Annotated in this window: 18 protein-coding genes, 1 pseudogene and 1 riboswitch; of the genes and pseudogenes, 11 read left to right on the top strand and 8 right to left on the bottom strand. The window is 36.4% G+C overall.

Going from position 1 to position 22,312, the window contains the following annotated elements:
- The first annotated feature begins 359 nt into the window (after positions 1–359).
- From nhaC to SH601_RS15790, 5 genes are all read left to right on the top strand, one after another.
- Positions 360–1,796 (top strand): Na+/H+ antiporter NhaC, encoded by a 1,437-nt coding sequence (gene nhaC / locus SH601_RS15810; RefSeq protein WP_319959300.1) that lies wholly within the window; start codon positions 360–362, stop codon positions 1,794–1,796.
- 525 nt (positions 1,797–2,321) lie between these two features.
- Positions 2,322–2,588, top strand: coding sequence for a phage holin family protein (locus SH601_RS15805; protein WP_319959299.1), 267 nt, complete (start codon positions 2,322–2,324; stop codon positions 2,586–2,588).
- 13 nt (positions 2,589–2,601) lie between these two features.
- Positions 2,602–3,465 carry a peptidoglycan-binding protein gene (locus tag SH601_RS15800; protein WP_319959298.1) on the top strand — a complete coding sequence of 288 codons (864 nt, stop codon included), beginning with the start codon at positions 2,602–2,604 and terminating at the stop codon, positions 3,463–3,465.
- A gap of 330 nt (positions 3,466–3,795) precedes the next feature.
- Positions 3,796–5,256, top strand: coding sequence for a SulP family inorganic anion transporter (locus SH601_RS15795; protein ID WP_319959297.1), 1,461 nt, complete (start codon positions 3,796–3,798; stop codon positions 5,254–5,256).
- 23 nt (positions 5,257–5,279) lie between these two features.
- Entirely contained in the window at positions 5,280–5,696 is a 417-nt protein-coding gene (locus SH601_RS15790) for a universal stress protein (protein WP_319959296.1), read from the top strand.
- A gap of 357 nt (positions 5,697–6,053) precedes the next feature.
- Here SH601_RS15790 and SH601_RS15785 read toward each other — a convergent pair whose 3' ends face one another.
- A complete protein-coding gene (locus SH601_RS15785; RefSeq protein ID WP_319959330.1) occupies positions 6,054–6,365 on the bottom strand; it encodes a rhodanese-like domain-containing protein in 312 nt (103 codons plus the stop codon).
- A 630-nt stretch (positions 6,366–6,995) separates the two neighbouring features.
- On the opposite strand from SH601_RS15785, the gene SH601_RS15780 reads away from it, so the two are divergent.
- The 5 genes from SH601_RS15780 to SH601_RS15760 all read left to right on the top strand — a co-directional run bounded on the left by SH601_RS15780 (position 6,996) and on the right by SH601_RS15760 (position 12,739).
- On the top strand, positions 6,996–8,819 hold the full coding sequence (locus SH601_RS15780; protein ID WP_319959295.1) for a GGDEF domain-containing protein: 1,824 nt from the start codon (positions 6,996–6,998) through the stop codon (positions 8,817–8,819).
- Positions 8,820–8,872: 53 nt separating this feature from the next.
- Entirely contained in the window at positions 8,873–9,019 is a 147-nt protein-coding gene (locus SH601_RS15775) for a hypothetical protein (protein WP_319959294.1), read from the top strand.
- A gap of 170 nt (positions 9,020–9,189) precedes the next feature.
- Complete coding sequence (locus tag SH601_RS15770) at positions 9,190–9,966, top strand: alpha/beta fold hydrolase (RefSeq protein ID WP_319959293.1); 777 nt, start codon at positions 9,190–9,192, stop codon at positions 9,964–9,966.
- 2 nt (positions 9,967–9,968) lie between these two features.
- Positions 9,969–11,540 (top strand): UDP-N-acetylmuramoyl-tripeptide--D-alanyl-D-alanine ligase, encoded by a 1,572-nt coding sequence (locus SH601_RS15765; RefSeq protein ID WP_319959292.1) that lies wholly within the window; start codon positions 9,969–9,971, stop codon positions 11,538–11,540.
- 20 nt (positions 11,541–11,560) lie between these two features.
- The gene (locus tag SH601_RS15760) at positions 11,561–12,739 is read left to right on the top strand and encodes a D-alanine--D-alanine ligase family protein (RefSeq protein ID WP_319959291.1); all 1,179 of its coding nucleotides are present in this window, start codon (positions 11,561–11,563) and stop codon (positions 12,737–12,739) included.
- A gap of 148 nt (positions 12,740–12,887) precedes the next feature.
- Here SH601_RS15760 and SH601_RS15755 read toward each other — a convergent pair whose 3' ends face one another.
- On the bottom strand, positions 12,888–13,760 hold the full coding sequence (locus SH601_RS15755) for an AraC family transcriptional regulator (protein ID WP_319959290.1): 873 nt from the start codon (positions 13,758–13,760) through the stop codon (positions 12,888–12,890).
- Between the two features lie 142 nt (positions 13,761–13,902).
- Between SH601_RS15755 and SH601_RS15750 the strand changes: the two genes are divergently transcribed.
- Positions 13,903–16,179 (top strand): beta-L-arabinofuranosidase domain-containing protein, encoded by a 2,277-nt coding sequence (locus tag SH601_RS15750; RefSeq protein WP_319959289.1) that lies wholly within the window; start codon positions 13,903–13,905, stop codon positions 16,177–16,179.
- A 202-nt stretch (positions 16,180–16,381) separates the two neighbouring features.
- On the opposite strand, the gene SH601_RS15745 is transcribed toward SH601_RS15750, so the two are convergent.
- From SH601_RS15745 to SH601_RS15720, 6 genes and pseudogenes are all read right to left on the bottom strand, one after another.
- Positions 16,382–16,528, bottom strand: coding sequence for a YjcZ family sporulation protein (locus SH601_RS15745; RefSeq protein ID WP_319959288.1), 147 nt, complete (start codon positions 16,526–16,528; stop codon positions 16,382–16,384).
- 469 nt (positions 16,529–16,997) lie between these two features.
- Positions 16,998–17,792, bottom strand: a pseudogene (locus tag SH601_RS15740) (Cof-type HAD-IIB family hydrolase).
- An 18-nt stretch (positions 17,793–17,810) separates the two neighbouring features.
- The gene (gene lipA, locus SH601_RS15735) at positions 17,811–18,797 is read right to left on the bottom strand and encodes a lipoyl synthase (protein WP_319959287.1); all 987 of its coding nucleotides are present in this window, start codon (positions 18,795–18,797) and stop codon (positions 17,811–17,813) included.
- Positions 18,775–19,593 (bottom strand): lipoate--protein ligase family protein, encoded by an 819-nt coding sequence (locus SH601_RS15730; RefSeq protein ID WP_319959286.1) that lies wholly within the window; start codon positions 19,591–19,593, stop codon positions 18,775–18,777. The genes lipA and SH601_RS15730 overlap by 23 nt, the downstream gene beginning before the upstream one ends.
- A gap of 256 nt (positions 19,594–19,849) precedes the next feature.
- A complete protein-coding gene (locus SH601_RS15725) occupies positions 19,850–21,001 on the bottom strand; it encodes an aminotransferase class V-fold PLP-dependent enzyme (RefSeq protein WP_319959285.1) in 1,152 nt (383 codons plus the stop codon).
- Positions 20,998–22,089: a methionine biosynthesis PLP-dependent protein gene (locus tag SH601_RS15720; protein WP_319959284.1), complete on the bottom strand. Its 1,092-nt coding sequence runs from the start codon at positions 22,087–22,089 to the stop codon at positions 20,998–21,000. Before SH601_RS15720 ends, SH601_RS15725 begins: the two co-directional genes overlap by 4 nt.
- An 82-nt stretch (positions 22,090–22,171) precedes the next feature.
- Positions 22,172–22,274, bottom strand: a riboswitch (SAM riboswitch).
- Positions 22,275–22,312: the final 38 nt, after the last annotated feature.

Below are 22,312 nucleotides of genomic sequence, written 5' to 3'. Positions count from 1 at the left end.
ATTCCCTCTACTAACTTACCGAATTTGTAGCATTTTCGATTATATTCGTGCATATCCATGATTTTTATCTCATTAATCGCTTACAATATTAATTCATTATCATACGTGCAAGTATATTCATGCACAGTCGATTTTGTAAAAATACTAAAGTATAGTATCATTTTATTGAAACGTAATTAAGAATATTACGTTTATCATGGTGTAAACGTCCGCCAAAACCCCTACTTCAACGTCCGAGTTGTAACACGGATCTAAGTGGGAAAACGGACGCTAACTCCCACTGATCGAAGTCTCACTTTATAAAGTGTATATTAAGGAGTGATTGGTTGGACACCGATAAGGATAGGAGTAATACAACAATGAAAAAACCAGCATTTTATTATGCTTTATGTATGTTCATGACTGCAGTGGCTACTATTTCGATTGGAATTTTAGCATTTGATGCACCCATTCAAATTCTGATGTTTATTAGTATGCTTGCGATGATTCCTTTTATGATGGGATTAGGTTTATCATATAAGCAAGTTGAAAAGTCGATGATCAGGTCAATGAGTAAGGCGTTACAGCCTGGGCTGATTGTTTTAACCGTCGGTGTTTTAATTGGTGCATGGATTGCAGCAGGGACAGTACCAACTTTGATTTATTATGGTATCGAAACAGTTTCACCTCAATTTTTCCTTGTAACGACATTATTGTTCTGTTCACTTGTAGCGGTTGCTACGGGTACTTCTTGGGGAGCTGTTGGAACAGCAGGTGTTGCGATGATGGGGGTTGGTACCTCGTTAGGAATCCCTGTTGGTTTAACAGCTGGTGCTATCATTAGTGGCGCCTTCTTTGGAGACAAATTATCACCGCTATCTGATACAACGAATTTAACAGCTACCGTTTCAGGTACGGAGTTGTTTACACATATTAAGCATATGCTATGGACAACTGTACCATCTTACCTCATTACTGCTATTATCTTCACTGTAATCGGACTTAACTATGAAGTTTCTGTTATTAATGAAGGAACAGTAAGTCAGTTAACAACCTATTTGGATACAACATTCCATATAGGTATCATTTCATTGATACCTATTGCTATTCTAATCACATTACTTGTAATGAAAAAGCCGGCGATTCCATCGATCTTTCTTGCTGCGATGACTGGCGGAATTATAGCAGTATTGTATCAAGGTATTACCATTACTGATGTGATTTCAACATTATATAATGGATATCAGTTCGAATCTGGAATAGGGATGGTTGATGATTTACTTCAACGTGGTGGCGTAACAAGTATGCTAGGTTTGGTAGCACTATTCTTGTTTGCACTTGGACTAGGAGGAATGTTAGCTGAATCAGGTGCTCTAGAAGTGTTAGTTGCTTCTTTTGCCTCTAAGATCAAAAGTACGGGCATGTTGACATTCGTTACTATTATTGTGAGTTATATCACACTTGCAATTGGTGGTTCTGTTTACTTTGCAAATGTGATGAGCGGTACATTAATGAGACCAATATTTGAAAGGTTAAACGTAAAACCTGAGAATTTATCTCGTGTGTTGGAAGATGCCGGAACGCAAAGTGCACCACTTATTCCATGGACAGGGGCAGGACTGTACGTTACTGCAGCGCTTGGTGTATCAGCAGGTACGTATTTACCATTTTGTTTCTTGGCATTAATTACCCCAATTATCAGCATCATTTATGGTATGACAGGATTCACAATAAAAAAATATAAAAAGCCATTGAAGGATAGAAAGCAGGCAAATAGAAAAGAAACACAAACGATCGCTAATCCAATTGAGGCATAATAAAATTAAAGGAAGAAAGTGGAATCCGAACAAATTAACTTGGCAGGTGAGATAAGCTTGCTCAAGTTAATTGTTCGGATTTTTCTATCTAGTTAAGGGAGAATTCAATCAATGAAAGTTAGTGCCTTAATCAATAAGTCTGATCTCTTAACGCCAAAACTCGGTTATAGCTGACACCTTTTTTGTAATATCGTTGATTATAAAGTGAGACTTCAATCAGTGGGAGTTTTTTACTCCCGCTGATTGTTAGCGAAACTTATCAGGGCGTTAGCGTCCGTTTATCCCCTATCTTCGCTTCTTTGTTTTCACTTGAACCTTGAAGTGGGGGGGCTTACGGACTCATGCACCGTGATAAAATGAGGAAATAATTTGATTACTGATGAAAAAAGAATAGCCTATGGCGAATGCCAATACGACTAGGAAGGAGGATGCATATAGTAATATGAGTCCCTTATTATGCAATGTTCGAATGGAATGAACAGCTGCTTAGTGACTCATAGGAAAAAATCAGAGGAGGTGTTCGTGATGATAGGTGAGTTCTTATATTTCATCACAGAAGATTATTATTTCATGGTTCCAGCGCTCTGGTTTATTGGGTATGCGTGTAAAAGAACACCATTTATTCCTGATTGGCTGATAATATGGATTTTATTAGTCGTTGGTGTCCTAGCAGCATGTAATGTCTATGGTTGGAATGTTCGAGCGATTGCAGATGGTGTTATTGCGACAGGTATGGCTGTATTTAGTCATCAAATTGTCAAACAAACATTCAATAGGGAAGAAGAGTTATAAGGAGGGATAATAAATGGCAGAATTCCGCGGTTATCGGATAACAAGTCCATATGGATATAGGGTTCATCCGATTAGAGGTACAAGAGCATTTCATGCCGGCGTTGACTTAGTAAAATCACATCGTGCAGAAATTAACGCTTTTACATCTGGAACAGTGATTTATGCGGGTATGGGTAGAAGTGGTACAGGCTTAGGTGGTTATGGCAATGTAGTATTAATGCGAGACCGGAAAAATCGAGCACAATTGTATGCCCATCTTGACTCCGTTACGGTAACAAGAGGTCAGACAGTTAACCAACATCAAGTGATCGGTTATCAAGGAAGTACTGGTCAAGTGACTGGTTCGCATTTGCATTTTGAAGTGAGGAACAATGTAGAAACATCACCGCCATATGGATATCGCGCAAATACGCAATTATCAACGGTTGAACCTATTGCATATATAAACCAGTTTGAATCGAGTAGTACGTTACAGGATGGAAAAAATGGTGATTCAGTAGCGAACTTGCAGAGAGAGCTAATGAAATTAGGCTTTTCATTACCACGATTCGGTGCGGATGGCAAGTTTGGTCAAGAAACAGAGTCAGCGGTAAAGAGCTTTCAACGCTCTGAACAAATAGCAGTAGACGGAATCGTTGGACCGATTACAAGAAAAAGGTTGAATCAGCAAACAGCATTAGTAGCTAGCTACCCAGGAATTATAAGGGCAGGTAGTAGAGGAAGCACCGTTCGTATTATTCAGCGAAGAGTAGGTGCCAAAGTAGACGGCATTTTTGGACCTGAAACAAAAAGGAAAGTAAGAGACTATCAGAGTCGTCATCATTTACAAGTCGATGGGATTGTTGGACCAGAAACATGGCAGAACTTATTTTCATAAAGTGAGAGGAATTTTAACTTCCGCTGATTAGTAATAAAACTTATTAGGGCGTTAGCAACGTGATAAAAAAGTAAATAATAAGGAATACTAGTTGAACATGGAAGTTTGCGATAGGAAGTCTGCTTTCATGTTCGTTTTTTGTACATATTTCTTCTATGTTTAAAAATGATAGAGTGAGTGAGTATAAAGTAGAATATTAAAGTATTATCTATATGTTTCCGCTTACCTATAATTTTGTCTGTTTTGTGAAATGTGATATGATACATTTTGTTCATTTCGGATTATCTCTGAGGGAATCAGAGAACTATTTATAGAAGAAAGAGGTGTCTTATGGACATAGAAAGATTAAAAAAAGAATGGTTTGGAAATGTTAAAGGAGACATTCTAGCCGGAATAGTAGTAGCCCTTGCGTTAATACCGGAGGCAATAGCCTTTTCGATTATTGCAGGTGTTGATCCGATGGTAGGGTTGTATGCATCCTTTTGTATTGCAATGGTGATTGCTTTTGTAGGGGGCAGACCTGGAATGATTTCTGCAGCAACCGGAGCAATGGCTTTGTTAATGGTAACATTAGTTGCGGAACACGGTTTACAGTATTTACTTGCCGCTACTATCTTAACAGGGGTACTACAAATATTATTTGGAGTATTTAAACTAGCAGTTGTTATCAAGTTCGTGCCACGTTCTGTCATGATAGGGTTTGTTAACGCACTAGCTATTCTCATCTTTACCGCACAGTTCGATCATTTTAAGGGTGAAAGTTGGGTAATGTATGCTTTAGTCGCCTTAACACTAGCAATTATTTATATTTTCCCTATGATAACAAAAGCTGTACCGTCTACATTAGTTGCAATAATTGTTGTTACAATTATCGTTGTGTTCTTCGGGTTTGACATTCGTTCAGTAGGTAGTTTAGGAAATTTAAGTTCTGATTTACCATCCTTTTTAATTCCGGATATCCCATTTACTTGGGAGACATTAACGATTATCTTCCCGTATTCTTTATCATTAGCACTTGTTGGTTTGTTAGAGTCTTTATTAACTTCTAATATCATCGATGATATGACCGATACAGAAAGTGATAAAAATAGAGAAAGCCGTGGTCAAGGTATTGCTAATATTGTTGCTGGTTTCTTTGGTGGAATGGCAGGATGTGCGATGATTGGACAATCTGTTATTAATGTAAAATCAGGTGGTAGAGGTCGATTATCTACATTGGTAGCAGGTGCCTTCTTAATGTTTTTAATTGTAGTATTAGGGAATGTAGTAGATAAGATTCCACTAGCTGCCCTTGCAGGGGTAATGATCATGGTGTCCATCAGTACATTTGATTGGGGATCTGTCAAGAATTTGTTGAAAATCCCTAGAACAGATGCACTCGTAATGGTAGTAACCGTTGTAACAGTAGTTATCACACATAACTTATCAATTGGTGTGTTAACAGGTGTACTTCTAAGTGCAATTTTCTTTGCTGCTAAAATTTCTAAAGTGGATGTTACGGAGAAAGTGGAAGTAAAAGATAAGAAGAAAGTTTACAAAGTGGAAGGGCAGATTTTCTTCGCATCTGTTAACGACCTAGTGGCAAAATTTGATTTTACGGAACAATTAGAAGAAGTAGAAATTGATTTAACAATGGCACACCTTTGGGATGATTCTGCAATTGGTGCTTTAGACAAAATTGAGTCGAAATTCGAGCAAAATAATGTTAAAGTAACATATAAAGGTATGAATCCCGAAAGTAATCAATTGAAGAATAAAATTGGCGGCTTATCTAAGGCATCAGACCATTAAATCGGACAAAATGGGGTGGCGAGATGTACCAAAAGATTTTACTGGCAGCAGATGGGTCAGATCATTCTATTAGAGCAGCATCTCATGCAGTGAAAATAGCTCAAATCGACCAAGGTACAATTGATGTTGTTTATGTAGTTGATAGTAAAACATCAAAGGAAAATGTTTTACATGGTGTAGATAAATATGAAGTAAAAAAAGTAAGACAAGAAAGAATCCAGCCCGTAATAGACGTATTGGAAGCGGCTGGGCTTGAATATGAAACACACGTAGTTCACGGTGAACCAGGACCTGCTATTGTAGAATTTGCTAACCGAAATGAATATGATATTCTCGTAGTAGGTAGCCGTGGATTGAATCAACTACAAACGATGATACTCGGAAGTGTTAGTCATAAACTAGCAAAACGAGTAGAATGCCCTGTTTTAATCGTAAAATAATAAAAAAAGAACCGTTGAAGAAAATAAACATTCTTACACTGTCTAAAAACGAGAGTCTCTTGGGGGCTAGACTTTCTTCCATTCTATTGATGATGACTGTTGGCATAAGCTCCGACAAAACACTACGCTTTCACCCCGAGGGTGAAAGTGGAGTATTCTGACGTAGTTCTTTCCTACCACTCACTAGAAGTAGAATGAGTGAGCGCATTTCACGGAGTATCCAACAGGGAGCAACATCTACTCTCGTTTTTAGACTACGAAAATGACATAAAAAAGGATTGTCTGCACAATTAGGTATCTAAGTGTGCAGGCAATCCTTTTTATTGTGGATACTATCTTGCTGGTTAATGTCTTTTTTTATTTATCACTTGGTGTTTCGATTTCGTCTTCCCAAGCAAGCATACCGCCAACCATATTAGTTGCTTCAATGCCATTTCCTTCTAAAAATTCAGTAGCTCGTCCACTTCTTGCACCAGAACGACAAACAATATAGTAATGTTCATTGCGATCAAATTCCTCTAATCGATCAGGTATTTCACCTAAGCGAATATGCTTAGCTCCTGGAATCATTCCTTCTGCTACTTCATCATCTTCTCGAACATCAATAATAGCAATGTTTTCACCGTTTTTTAACTTATCTGCTAATTCAGTTGCTTGAATTTCTTTCATCATTCTTTAAAACCTCCTATGTAAATGAAATAGTTCTCTAAATCTTTCATCACCATGTAAACGTAGACTCCCTACTTCAAGTTTCGAGTTAGAATAAAAAGTTAAGTATGGGATAAACGTCTGAACAGCCTTATTCTATGAGTTTCAATTGTCATCATACCATTAAATGTCCGCGTTTTTCTACTATTTTAGTTCTGTAGAAGCTATGTATAGATAATGGTTTTAGTTTGAGGGTATCTACGTGTAAAACTTAAAAGGTGGGAAAAGGGATTTATATTTTAGGAAAGTTATGCTAAAATTATATGATATAAATGTACTACATTACATATAATTCAATTATGTTCAGATAAAATGCAAAACGACCGTTCTAACTAGGATGACCATAGATAGATTGCTAGGTTTTTTGAATAATGTCGTAACAGGAGACTTATACTTTGGGGATGTATAGGTCTTTTATTTGCATGTAAATGATAGAGGCCGGGACTTAATTAATTAGGAAGAATGAAATCCGAACAACAATAAGCGATATTTGTCATCATGCTTGAATGTTCAAAGTTTTCCTATTTAATTACTCTTTTATCTCGGTCTCTTTTCACTAGCGACAGAATTTATGGATGAGGAGTTAAAAATATGCGTAACAAAAAAATTAAAATGTGGTTCTTTCTACTATTTTTCATTTTTACTACATTACTGCATATTTTTTCGATACCAATTGTTTTTAGCATAACTTTTGGTTTTGCTCAAATACTATATTTAGTATCTATAAGGCAATTCGGTTTGAAATTTGCATTGTTGTTAACAATAAGTGTTAACGCATTTGTATATATAGTACACATTGAGAGTGTTTTAGTATTTATAAATACCTTAGCTGTATTATTTATGGGATTCTTATACGAGAAGAAGGGCAAAACTTTGTTTAAGTGGAGCTTTGTATATAGCTTTATTCTCTTTTTTGTTTATTATTTGATTAGCTTCTTTTGGGTTGATCTTACAGAGAATTTAAGAATTCTTAGTAGCTTTGTACTTATTAAAGTAATACTTGGGACGTTGTTTTCAGCTCTAATTGCAGATATGTGTTTTGAATATTTACCATTTTTTCCTAAGTTGCAAAAATGGTTCTGGAATCAGCCACGCTTGCATTTTGGTCAGGTAATTTCACACCTTCTAGTCTTCTCTGCGGTGCTGCCGTTAATGGTTATTATTGGATTGGATGCGAAAGCAGGGGAAGATAATATTTATCAAGGCTACTATACACAGTTTCAGCAAGTAGAAGAATACTTGCAATTAAAAGAAATGGAACTATTATCGCATAGTAGTGAAGCAGAAAAAGTGGAAGCTTCCGCTGTTTTGGATGATACGGTAAGTTCATTACATCAGCGTATGGTAATATTGGACGAAGATGATCAAATATGGTTTGATACGGATGGACAAGTAGAACATAAGATTGTTCCTTTCTTGGTCACTAATCAATATGTAAAGGAAGTTAATCCGAACAATTATATTTTTCTGAGTTCAACGGACGATAGGCTAGCAAGTTGGTATCGTGGTTATTATGTTGGAGAAACTACCTTTTTAAATAATCGAACCTATGTGGTTTATCCCATTGCAGAGGATGTAATGGGTGTAATGAAAAATATTCGAGATTACTGTATGTTCGCTTTACTTATGCTAGTTCTCGCATTAATCTTCGCTATCATTGTGAACCGTGTTCTATCCAGCTCGTTGGAACGATTAACAAGGTTGACAAGTGATTTACCAGAAAAGATGAAACGTCAGGAAGGTTTCTATTGGAATGCAACGCCCATTGTAGAGTTTTCAATGCTTGGGAAAAACATTGAACAGGTAGCTAGGCAATTACAAACGATGTTTACAGATGCGAAAAAGAAAAATGAACTTTTGACTGCAAGAACAAGTCAGTTAATCGAATCAGAATCAAAATTGTATCGACTAGCTCATTACGATGGGCTGACAGAGTTACCAAATCGTTATTCTTTTCACACAGATGTTCGTAAACGTCTAACTAATGCTGACTCGGATGAAAAATTTGTTATAATCTTTATTGATTTAGACAAGTTCAAGCAGGTGAATGATACACTTGGGCATAGTGGTGGAGACTTGTTATTAAAAGTTTTTGCCAAGAGGTTAATCAGGTTTGAGCAAAATAAGAGGGTAACATTTTACCGACTTGCTGGTGATGAGTTTGTTGCGGTGGCGGAAGAGCGGGACATACAACAATTATGCGAGCAATTGTTAGAAATGATTCATCAGCCTATTTTGATAAATAAAACGAAAGTTACACTAACTGCCAGTATTGGATTAAGCTTTTACCCGGATGATGGTAAAACATTGGATCAGTTATTACATCAAGCAGATTCGTTAATGTACGAAGACAAGAAGTGTCATCATGAATTACAGCAATTAACGACATTTAAAGATGAACGAGGTAGAAAATAAATTGATTTGCATACAAAAATCAATTCAGCTCAAGCTATATTTGAGGTGATTGGATGGAGCAAAAGAAAAAAACGAGTAATGTAGAAAGTAGAAATACTGTGGATAAGGACTATGAGCAAGGAATAGAAGAGACGTATCAGCAAGTGCTTAACTCTTATATGGCTGGAATAACGGAAGAAGAACAGTCGAGAAAACAATAAGTAGATAAACCGTAAGAGGGATAGACAGGTGTATAAAGTCTATCCCTCTTTCAATTTTTGTGATATTATTAAGGGTGTGAAATTTTTCTTTCTAAATTTTTTTGAGCGTCATATAAATGATAATAATGTACGAAAGATATAAGCTGAGACTAATAAGGGAGCGTTCATTCGTGTTTATAGAAATAGATCAATTAAAAATTCATTATCAACAAACCGGTGAGGGTCGTCCTATCGTTATGCTTCATGGTTGGGGAACGAGCCTCGATTTATTTGAAGACTTGCAAAATCGTTTAAGTGAGCATTTTCAAGTTACTTCGCTCGATTTTCCCGGATTTGGTCAGAGTGATGAACCACCAGAGGCTTGGGATGTAGGGCAATATACAGACTTTTTTGAGCAATTTTTAGTAAAGTTAAATATCGATAACCCGATTTTGGTTGGACATTCGTTTGGTGGAAGAGTTTCACTTAAATATGCTGATAGGCACCAGGACAATGTACATAAAATTATCCTAATTGGTAGTGCTGGAGTGAAGCCAAAGCGTAAAGTAGATTATTATGTGAAAGTTTATACGTACAAAACATTGAAGAAGCTTTTAAGCTTACCAATTATCAATAAATACAAAGATGATATTATGGCGAAATACCGTGGAAAAGCAGGTTCTTCTGATTATCAGAATGCATCTAGAGTGATGCAGCAAACATTAAGTAAAGTGGTAAATGAGGATTTGCAACACCATATGCCAAATATAAAAGCACCTACTTTATTAATTTGGGGTGCAAACGATACAGCAACACCTGTTTCTGATGCGAAAATAATGGAAAAGTTAATCCCTAATGCTGGTTTAGCGGTAATTGAGAATGCTGGACATTATGTCTTTTTAGAACAGAAGCGCAGAGTTGCTGTTATAGCAGATACTTTTTTAGAAGAAGATAAAGGAGCAGTTTGATGATGCAAATAATATTTTCAATTGTTAGTGTACTATGGATGGTATATGCTTTTTACCGTGTGAAACAAGCGATCCATATGCTACAGTTAAACAGTTATTTTAATAATCGACTATGGAGATGGGTGACAGAGCATTGGATGAAGGCTGTACCTATCCATGAATGGGTAGCACTTGTTTTAGCTTTCCTTCTATTTCTAAATTGGAATTGGCTCATATTTGTCATTTTATTATTAGGGCTGTTCATTCCGAGAAATAAGCAAGAGAAGAAGAAACTTGTTGTTACTGCACGTGTGAAACGATTAATTGTAACAGTTACGATTATTTACTTATTCCTATTAGCTACAAGCTTACACTTTATTTGGAATGACTACCCATTAGCGTTCGCTGCGTTAGTTATTGTTGGAGGATCTATCTTTACCTATGCGATTGTCTTGTTGGCGAACTTCATTAATAGACCGATCGAGAGTGGAATTAAAGAACACTATTATAAGGATGCTAAACGCATTATTGATAGTGCTACAAACACAGACACAATTGGGATAACTGGTAGTTTTGGTAAGACAAGTACGAAGTTTATTTTAGATACTATTCTATCTTCCCATTTCAATACATTAAAGACACCAAACAGTTTTAATACAAAAATTGGTGTGACAATTACAATTCGTAATTCATTAAAACCGTACCATGATGTATTTATTGCTGAGATGGGAGCAAAAGAACCAGGTAACATTCAAGAAATTTGTGAATTAGTTAGTCATAAATACGCGATTTTAACAGCGATTGGTGAACAACATTTAGAAACATTTAAAACAATTGAAAATATTCAAAAGACAAAATTTGAAATTGTGGAAACATTACCAGCAGATGGTATAGCTTTTCTTAACCGTGATGACAAAAACATCATGTCTTATACACCGAAAAATCCGTGTCGTAAAGTTTATTTTGCCATTGATGATACAGAAGCAGATTATGTAGCTTCAGATATTCGTTTCCATAATAAAGGGACAACATTTAGAGTGACGAATAAACAAGGTACACTAGATGCAGACTTTGAAACGAAATTATTAGGAAAACATAATGTCTATAATATCTTGGCTGCGATTAGTGTAGCATGGGAAATGGGTGTACCACTTTCAAAAGTACAGCAAGGTGTGAAGAAGATTCAAGCAGTTAAGCACCGAATGGAAATTAAAAAAGGGTTTGGCAATTTAACGGTCATTGATGATAGTTTTAACTCTAACCCAACTGGTTCAAGAATGGCTTTAGAAGTGCTTTCTTCTATGGAGGGTTATAAAGTCCTTGTGACACCAGGTATGGTAGAATTAGGTGACAAGGAATATCAATATAATAAGGCGTTTGGTGAATATGCCGCAGATGCATGTGACTATGTCATTGTTGTGGGAGAAAAACAAACAAAACCTATTCAAGATGGACTTCGCGGGAAAGGCTATCCAGAAGAACAATTGTTTATCGCGAAAGATCTAAATCATGCGATATCACAAATTCAAGCATTGAACCGTCAAGATGCTATTATTCTATTGGAAAATGATTTACCTGACACATATAATGAGTAATTGATTGGGAGGAATACTCTGTGAAAACAAAAGTAGCCGTAATTTTTGGTGGTGTATCTGTAGAACATGAAGTGTCTGTTATCTCAGCACTTCAGGCATTTAATGCTATTGATCGAGCAAAATATGATCCAGTACCCATTTATATAAGTAAAACAAAAGAGTGGTATACAGGTGATGTATTAACAAATATCGATAATTATAAAAACTTGGATCAACTCTTTAAAGATGCTGATAAGGTAGTATTAGAGCAAGAAAGCGAAGGAAACATCGTCTTAAAGAAAAAAGAACGCTCTCTTTTCTCTAAAGGTGTGATTACAACTATTGATGTTGTGTTCCCTGTCATTCATGGTACTAATGGTGAAGATGGATCCTTACAAGGTTATTTAGAATTGTTAGGTCTTCCATACGTTGGTTGTGATGTTGCTTCGTCGGCATCAGGTATGGATAAGGTAATGATGAAACAAATTTTACGAGATTCTGGTGTGCCAATTGTTGATTATCAATGGTTTTATTCCAACCAATGGCATGATAATCAAGAGGAAATTAAGCAACTAGCTGAAAAAGTTGGTTATCCAGTAATCGTGAAGCCAGCAAACCTTGGTTCAAGTGTCGGAATTTCAAAGGCTGCTAATGAAGCGGAGTTAGAAGAAGCGATTGAACTAGCGATTTCGTATAGTTTCAAAGTTGTTATTGAAAAAATGGTAACAGATTTGACAGAAATAAATTGCTCCGTAATAGGTGATTATGAAGAAGTAGAAAGCTCTGTTTGTGAGCAAGTATTATCAACGGACGAGATTTTGTCTTATGCAGATAAATATCAAAGCGGTGGTAAAACAGGCGATACAAAAGGGATGGAAAGTGTTAACCGTATTATACCTGCTAATATTAATGAGGAACAAACGGAAAAAGTGAAAGAATTGGCGGAGCGAACATTCCGTTTATTAAATGCAAGTGGTGTTTCACGAATTGACTTTTTATTAAATCCTGAAGGTGACGTATTTGTTAACGAAATTAATACGATTCCTGGTTCGTTATCTTTCTATTTGTGGGAACCAAGCGGAAAAGACTTCGAACAATTAACAGATCAGCTTATACAATTAGCATTAAAACGAGAAAGAGAACGCCAGTCGATTCAATTCTCTATCGACACAAACCTTTTCTCTCTTCATAGTAAAGGCCAAGGAACAAAAGGGAAGTAAAACAAAAAGGGTGTTGCACGATCAGCAGATTGTGCAACGCCTCTTTTTTGTAGTCTAAAACGAGATCTTTATATAGGCTAGGTGTCTTAGCATTCTGCTGCTAGCCAACATGGAGCAGTGTTTACTCCTGCTAGTGAAGTATCATTTATTACCTTTTTCCTCGGTATATTCGTTTTAAATAGTCTGAAGGAGACAAACCTGTCACTTTTTTGAATACTCTACTGAAATAGAATGGATTAGAGAAGCCTAATTTATCACTTACTTCTGAAACGTTATAATTTTGATTACGAAAAAAATGAATCGCTTTTTCTACGATTTGTTCATTGCGATATTGCGTAATCGTTTTGCCGGTTTGCTGCTTAAATATTGTAGATAGGTATGCATAATTCATCCCCATCTCCTCTGAAATCTCATTACTGGTTAACTTATGGTTATCTTCTTTATCCATAAAATGAATTAGTTTTGTTACCATTCGATTTGTTTTCATATTTGCATAGTTTTCAAGTTTTTCTACATATAATTCTAGGAAGAATTGGTGTGTTTGCATACTAGCTAGAATGGAGCTTGTAGGGTGGGAAGACTCAAATACTTCTAGTATTTGTTGCAACTGAAGCTTCGTGTAGTCATGATGAGCCACCTCGCCATATTTCGGTAATGTAAGTTTCTTATCATATGCATCAGCATGTACAAGAGATGTCTTACCGTATGTATTATACTCATCTTTTTCAGTAGATATGTCCTGACTAAAAAAATGAATAAAAAACCACTTAGAACCTGGTTGGTAAAAATGTTCCCCCCAATGATGTACATTTTTCCTAAGAAAAAGATAGGATCCTTCTTTTAGATGATAGTTTTGATCATCTTCTATTACATGTAAATAGCCTTTCAAGCAATAAACAAACACATTAATATCAGGCATAATCCGCTCAGGGTGTTTCTCTATTCCGTTATTATCAGTCATAAATCCCATTTCATGAATAAGTGGGAAGGAACTACTTGTAAGAATAACAGGATGCTTCAAAATGATCACTCCGATTAGAAAGGGTTTACATTAATTATAGCAAATTTCTAAAAAAAAGATATGTATTTTCACTAATAGTGAATGTACAACGCTTACAACATCGTTCATAATAAAAGTGTAAATAGTTTAGGGGGTGTTCGAGATGGAACAGGTTACTTTATTAGATGGAATGTTTAAGAAATCCCAAGAAAAAGGTAAGGAATACTTACTTTATTTAGATATTGATCGCTTAATGGCACCATGCTATGAGGGATGCGGCAAGAAAGCGAAAAAAGAACGTTATGGTGGTTGGGAACGAACAGGTATTGCTGGTCATTCAATTGGGCATTGGTTATCCGCTGCGGCTACAATGTATGACGCTACAGGTGACAAAGCATTAATGGACAAAATAGATTATGCGTTAACAGAGTTAATGGAAGTGCAGTCATATGATCAGTATGGTTTTGTTGCTGGATTCTCACGCGATTGCTTTGACAGAGTTTTTTCTGGCGAATTTGAAGTAGATAACTTTAGTTTAGGTGGATCATGGGTACCATGGTATTCCTTACATAAAATATATGCTGGTTTAATTGATGTATATAAGATCACAGCTTCAAAATTAGCCTTAAAGATTGTTGAGAAATTGGCTGATTGGGCATATAACGGATTAAAAAATTTAACAAACGAACAAATTCAACGAATGTTGATTTGTGAACATGGTGGCATGAATGATGTGTTTGCAGAGCTTTATTTGATTACTAAAGATGAACGCCACTTAGAACTAGCAGAACTATTTTTCCATGAAGTGGTATTAGAACCGTTAGCGAATAACCAAGATAGCCTAGAAGGGAAGCATGCCAATACACAAATTCCAAAGGTAATAGGTGTAGCAAAATTGTATAATGTGACGAAGAAAGAAAAGTATAAACAAATTGCTACGTATTTTTGGAATCAAGTCGTTTATACTCGAACATATGCAATCGGTGGAAATAGTATTCGTGAGCATTTTGGTCCAGAAAATGCAGAAGAGTTAGGGATATTAACGACAGAAACTTGTAACACATATAATATGCTGAAGCTAACAGAAATTCTTTTCCGATGGGAAGAGTCATCTCGTTACTATGATTATTATGAACGAGCTTTATATAATCATATTCTTGCTTCACAAGACCCTGATTCAGGAATGAAAACATATTTTGTGTCTTCTGAACCAGGTCATTTTAAAGTATATCATTCATGTGATCATTCATTTTGGTGTTGTACAGGAACAGGTATGGAGAATCCAGCAAGATATAATCAAAGAATTTTCGAACGAATTGCCGATAGATTGTATGTACATTTATTCATACCGGCTAAAGCGTCTGATCATAATGACTCTCTGATAGTAAGACAGGAGACAAGTTTTCCGTATAAAGCAAATGCAACCATTACGATGGAAAAGATAGATGATGAAGTGAAAGAAATAGCAATAAGAAAACCGAATTGGTTGAGTGAGGAATCGGTAGTCCAAGTGAATGGTAAACAAGTCCATACAATAGAGGAGAATGGTTATCTTATTATTCAATCACCATTAAAAAATGGCGATCAAATAAGTGTTCAACTACCGTTAGATTTACATCGATACTATGCGAAAGATGACAAAAAGAAACAAGTAATCATGTATGGACCAATAGTACTTGCTGGTGCATTAGGTAGAGAGAATTTCCCTGAAACAGATATTGTCGATGATCATCAGTCACTAAATAATCATCCACTAATAGATGTGCCTACATTAGTGACAGATAGACCACTACATGAATGGATAACAGTAAAAGATGAGGAGCAGTTACTGTTTGAAACGACAGCAATAGGTCACCCAGGTAACAAACAAATGCTGCTAAAACCATTTTATGATCTTCATCATGAACGTTATACGATCTATTGGGATATTATGTCTGAACAAGAATTTAATGATTTTGGTGACAGCGAAAGAAAACGAAAAGCACATCAACAAAAAATAATTGTCGATGAAGTGACGCCTCATGAACAGCAGCCAGAAGTAGATCATCAATTTCGATCAAAAAATTCTTACTCTGGATATAGTAATGACGTACACAGTGGTTGGCGTGATGCACGAGATGGCGGTTATTTCAGTTATCAGCTAAAAGTCGATCCGACAAAAGAAATGTATGTTGCTATTACATTTAACAAAAGTGATTTTATTTTAGAAGTAGATGGTAAAAAGATGAAGCGTGAATTTGAGATTAAAATCGATGATTACGTATTGGCGAAAGAACACTTTAATAAGCCGAATATTGGGGAATTATATACAAAAACATATCCGGTTCCAGCCTCTGTTATAGAAGGTAAAGAATATATAACGATTACTTTCCAAGCAGAGAAAAATAAAGTTGCAGGTGGTATTTATCATGTAAGAATGTTAAATGAACCGTCTTTATAAAGTGAGACTTCAATAAGTGAACTCCCACAGATTGTTAGCGAAACTTATCAGGGCGTTAGCGTCTGTTTATCCCCCACTTATTTTCTTTGTTTTCACTCGATGCTGAAAGTGGGGATATTACAGATGTTTACTCCGTGATAAACATTCATTATGCTAACAAACAATGGGGATATCCCCATTGTTTGTAGCAAAGAATTCTTAATTAGCAATAAAAAGATGCACCAACGATAATTAACAAAATGAAAAGTACAACGATTAAAGCGAATCCACTTCCATTTCCATAACCACCGCCGTAACCATATCCATTACCATAACCGTAGCATGGGTTGTAGCCTCCGTAACAGCTCATTCCTATCAACCTCCTTGTGTATTATCACTATACAATGTATGTGTATTCATCAGATAAGTTAGGGTAAATGACCAATTTAGTGAAAAATAGGCGTTTATCATATATGACATCTCTTCACGATTGACGATAAAAGAAGGTGCTACGTGATGGGGGATACAGACGCTATTGGTACTTGAACAGGCTGTTGAAAATACTTTGTTAAAAATGCTAACAAAGTAGGTGTGAGGTATAAATCCCTCTGATATATTGTATGTAACCTATTAATTAGTGAATGTGGAAAGTTCATTAATTAATGTAATACATGTAAGCTTGACAAATTAGTCCACTTTTATCCTGCTTATATGTATGATAGCTTGTTGCTCCCCTATCCATTTAAGGTGTCTGTTTTCACGAAACGCAAAAAAACCAACTTCTAAATGAAGCTGGTTTTTTTGTGTCAAAGTGATTCATATTAAAGTAAATGGAATTCTTACTTGATAATTCCAAGTTTCTGTAGGCCGTTATAGATACCAGATTCATCTACAGAGGTTGTGCGATGTTTAGCGTATGGAAATAACGCTGGAGTAGCATTACCCATCGCAAAGCTTTCACCGACAAATTGGAGCATTTGCTTATCGTTCATACCATCACCAAAAGCAATAGCAGATTCAGCAGGAATATCCAATACATCTAGTACTTTTTTGATTGCTTGTCCTTTGTTCACATTTTCTCTAATCATGTCATAGCAATGTGTTAGACCTTGAACGTTTACTTGGGATAAGTACATATTTTCTCGTTCAAAATGATAGAGAGAAGGGGCATTTGCTTGATGAAGATTCATCAAGGTCACCCCTAGAATTTGCTCACGATATTTTTCGTCGAATGGTTGATAATCCTTTAAATCAAAATAATCAATAAAATCCTTTACTACTTGCTTAGAAGTAGACGTGACTAGATTCAGTTTATTGGTATAAAGGATTATTTCGTGTTCATGAGTCTGAGCAACACCCAAAAAATGATCAATCACATCTTCTGATATTGGTTCATCTACTAGCACCTGATTATTGTACGTAGCTTAAGCGCCATTGTATCCAATCAAAGAGTCGATTCCTAACGTATGAGCGATTCTCTCGATTTCATGGAGTGGTCGACCTGTTGCTAGAAAAACTTCTATCCCTTGTTGCTGTGCTTGTTTCACAGCGGTAATAGTTGTATCTTGAATCGAATGATCCCTTCGTAAAATAGTGCCGTCAATATCTAAAAAGAGTGCTTTGAAATCGCTCATTTTTTGTCTCCCTTATTGTTAATTAAAAGGGGAAGTTTTAAGCACTTCGCCACTTGTTTCTTCATAGCCTTTCATGTATTGAATACGACGTTGCGCAGCAGTTTGATTTACTTGTTCATCAGCATGATAAGAGGATCGAACTAATGGACCTGCTTCACAGTGTTTAAACCCTTTGGATAATGCTATTTGTTTTAATTCATCAAACTCATCAGGATGATAGTAGCGCTCTACTTTTAAGTGTTTTTTCGTTGGTTGTAAATATTGTCCGATCGTTATAATATCTACATTATTTGCGCGCAAGTCATCCATTGCTTCGATGATCTCTTCTTTTGTTTCACCAAGTCCAACCATAATACTTGATTTTGTCGGTGTATCAGGGGCAATTTCTTTTACTCGGCGCAATAGTTCAAGTGAGCGATCATACATAGCGATTGCGCGAACTTTTTTCGTTAATCTTCTCACTGTTTCAATATTATGATTAAAAATATCTGGAGCGCTATCCATTAACGTATGGAGACTTTCATAATCACCTTTCATATCTGAAGGTAATATTTCAATAGTACAGCCAGGAACTCTTTCGCGAATTTGTCTTACTGTTTCTGCAAAGACAGCAGCACCACCATCATTTAAATCATCACGAGCAACAGCTGTAACAACTACATGTTTTAACCCCATGATTTCAACAGATTCGGCTACTCGTTTCGGCTCGCCCCAATCTAGTTCATTAGGTAGTCCTGTTTTAACGGCACAGAATCGACAGCCTCTAGTACAAGTATCGCCGAGAATCATAAAGGTTGCAGTTTTTCGTTCACTCCAACATTCATGAATATTCGGACATTTTGCTTCCTCGCAGACAGTGTTTAAACGCTTATCTCGCATTAAATGTTTAAGTCGGTTATACGATTTGTTTGTATTGATTTTGATTTTTAGCCATTCAGGTTTTCTTAGGTGTTCTTGTTCTTTTGCCATTATGTATTCGCTCCTATCTAGATAAATTCCATTCATCTTGTAAATATTTGCTTTTCATTAACGCAATAACTTCTTGTTCTTGTTCCTGAGAAAACGTCAGTTCCTGCAATTCAATGTTTAACCCTTTTGCAAATCCTTCTTTGAATGCACGCTTTGTCTCAGCCATCGTAACGGTTCTGTTAGCTGCTTCCTCAATCGAAATAGCTTTATCTTTAAAGCTTTTACGAGCTCTCTCCTTAACCTTTTCATTTCGATAGATAAACAAATCGTAAAGTTGGTTATCATCTACGGTTAAAGGAATCGAGCCATGCTGTAAGATAACCCCTTTTTTTCTCGTCTGAGCACTACCAGCTGCCTTTTTATTATCGACAACAAGCTCATACCATGAAGGCTCTTCAAAGCAAACAGCAGACTGTGTTGTTTCTAGCTTACCTTCTGGAATGGCGAAGGATGCGTCAATGCCTAGCGTTTGATAACCTTCTAACAGTCCTTTAGAAAGAACGAGGTACGCTTCTTTAATCGAACTAGGCATTTTAGCATGTTCTTCTGAAACAACAATACTGTATGTTAGTTCTTTGTCATGCAATACAGCGCGACCTCCAGTTAGCCTGCGGACAAGTCCATAACCATTACGGCGTACAGCATCCAAATCAATTTTATTTGTCGTTTTTTGAAAATAGCCGACAGATAATCCAGCTGGTTCCCATTCATAAAAGCGAATAGTTGGTGGTATCTTTCCTTCGCTATGCCAATTTAATAAACATTCATCGACTGCCATGTTGTAAGCAGGTGTTTGTTTCCCAGTGTCTATGAAATACCATGTCTCTGTCATATGTAGTTCGTTTTCCCTTTTACAGAAAAACTAATCCCCCTTTACTAGAATAGCTACATTACCATGTTTATGGTACAACTTGGAATTATATCTGTCAAAAAATTATGATTCGTTTCATTTTTTTGATAATCACAAAAATAGGTGACCTTCATTCCTAAAATCACCAAATAAAGGTCACGCTAAACAAAGCACGGTGTATGAGTCCGCAACATTCCTACTTCCAGTCTTGAGTAAATACAAGGACGCTAACTTCCTGTTATTTTGATAGTGCTTGTTGGAAATCTTGTAGTAAATCTTCTTCGTTTTCGATACCAACAGATAGTCGGAATAGTCTATCACTAATCCCTCGTGCCTCTCGTTCTGTTGAAGGCATTGCTGCATGGGACATCGTAGCAGGGTGGGAGAGAATGGATTCCACAGCGCCTAAACTAACAGCAAATACTGGTATCGATAATTTTTCCACAAATTGTTTGGCATCTACCGTTTCTTTTAGTTTAAAAGATAATACGGCGCCAGAGCTTGTAGATTGCTTAGCATGAATTTCTGCACCAGGGTGGCTTGCTAGTCCAGGATAATAGACTTGTTCGATTTGGTCATGTGAATCAAAGAATGCAGCTAATTGTTCAGCGGTTGCAGCACTTTTGGAAAATCTGGGCTCCAACGTTTTCATTCCTTGTAATAATTGATAGCAATCTTTCGCACCTAGAATAGCCCCATATGTATTTTGGACAAATTTCAATTTTGTAGCTAGGTCTTCTTTTTTTGTAACAGCTAGTCCTGCAACAATATCGCTATGACCAGATAAAAATTTTGTTGCGCTATGTAGGACAATATCTACACCAAGGTCTAATGGTTGTTGGTGTAAAGGTGTCATAAATGTATTATCGAGAAACGTTAAACAACCGTGTTCTTTTGCTAATTGAACGACTTGTTCAATATCTGTAATTTGTAGTAATGGATTTGCTGGAGTCTCCATGTAAATGACTTTCGTATTAGGTTGAATTGCTTTTTCAATCTCTTCTTGCTGTGTCATATCGACAAACGTATGCTCTATGGAGAATTGTGTTAATAATTGTGTCACAAATCGAAAAGTCCCCCCATAGACATCTTTAGTAATTACGATATGATCACCAGACTTAAGCAATAATAGTGCAGATGAGATAGCTGCCATTCCTGAAGAAAAGGCAAAACCGGCTATTCCGTTTTCAAGCTTCGCAATCGCTGCTTCTAATTGATCACGAGTTGGATTACCGGAACGGCTATAATCATAATCACCAAATTGATTTAATTGTTGCTGGTGATAGGTAGAAGATACATAGATTGGTGGATTTACAGCACCAGTATGCTTTTCTGTATAACCTTGATGGTTACCACCGTGTGCGAGAGTTGTTTCATTTGAGCGTGTCATGCTTGTTCTCCTCCTAATGCTTGTTTAATATCGTGTTTCAAATCTTCAATATGCTCGACCCCAACGGAAAACCGTAGCAGCTTATCACTAATACCTCGACGTTCCCTTTCTTCTTCTGGAATATCTGCATGTGTTTGGGTTGTAGGATACGTAATAAAACTTTCTACTCCGCCAAGACTTTCCGCGAATGAGATTACATTTAATTGTGCTAAAAATGGAGCGACCAAAGCACTATCAGTCACACAAAAACTGATCATCCCACCTTTGCCAGGGTATAAAACTTTTTCTACTTGCGGTAATTGCTCTAGGAAAGTCGCTAATTGCTGAGCATTTTCTTGTTGTTTTTCTAGCCTTAGAGATAATGTCTTCATCCCTCTTATTAACAGCATAGTATCCATAGGCGATAAAACAGCACCCATAGCGTTATGTAAATGGGTTAAACGTTCACTTAACTCATCGCCTTTTGCAACAACAAGTCCTGCTAGTACGTCATTATGTCCACCTAAATACTTTGTTGCAGAATGAATAACAATATCCGCTCCTTCTGTTAATGGTTGCTGTAAGTAAGGTGTATAAAACGTGTTGTCGACGATTAGTAATAATCCATGTTTTTTAGCAAGTGCCGCTACTTGTGCAATATCAATTTCTAATAATAGTGGATTTGTGGGTGTTTCAATAAAAATTGCTTTCGTATTTTCGTTAATATGTTGCTCCATTTGCTCAGGAACTGCATATACTGGTTTTATATTATAGGATTCGTAAAAGTGTTGGAACAAGCGATAACTTCCGCCGTAAATGTCTTCTGTAATAACAATTTCATCCCCTTGACGGAATAAAGAGAAAACTAATTGAATAGCAGCCATACCGGATGAACAGGCAAATCCTTTTGTTCCATGTTCTAATGTGGCGATTGCTTCTTCCACAATTTCACGAGTTGGATTAGCTGTTCGTGTATAATCATATCCAGTAGAGCTTCCAAGGGATGGGTGCTGATATGCTGTAGAGAAATAAACAGGTGCCTCCACAGCTCCAGTATGTGCATCTTTTCGGTTACCTATTTGGGCGAGGGTTGTTTCCATATGTTTCATTAATCATTCATCCTTTCGAAAGTAAAAATAAAAAAAGAGGTCTTCGATAAGTAGAAGACCTCCTTGTGATTAAGGTTGTTTTCTCTTATCTTCGGTAAAATACCTTCTGGAGTTAGCACCATACAATGTAATTGCTGGTTGCTGAGGTGTCATCGGGCCAGTCCCTACACCTCTCTTGATAAGATTCTATTCATTTAAAAATTCGATATGGTTATCATATAAC

Origin of the sequence: Gracilibacillus pellucidus (genome assembly GCF_033949965.1) — a bacterium.
Taxonomy (GTDB): Bacteria; Bacillota; Bacilli; order Bacillales; family Amphibacillaceae; genus Gracilibacillus; species Gracilibacillus pellucidus.
This window is presented reverse-complemented; position numbering and strand designations above follow the sequence as displayed.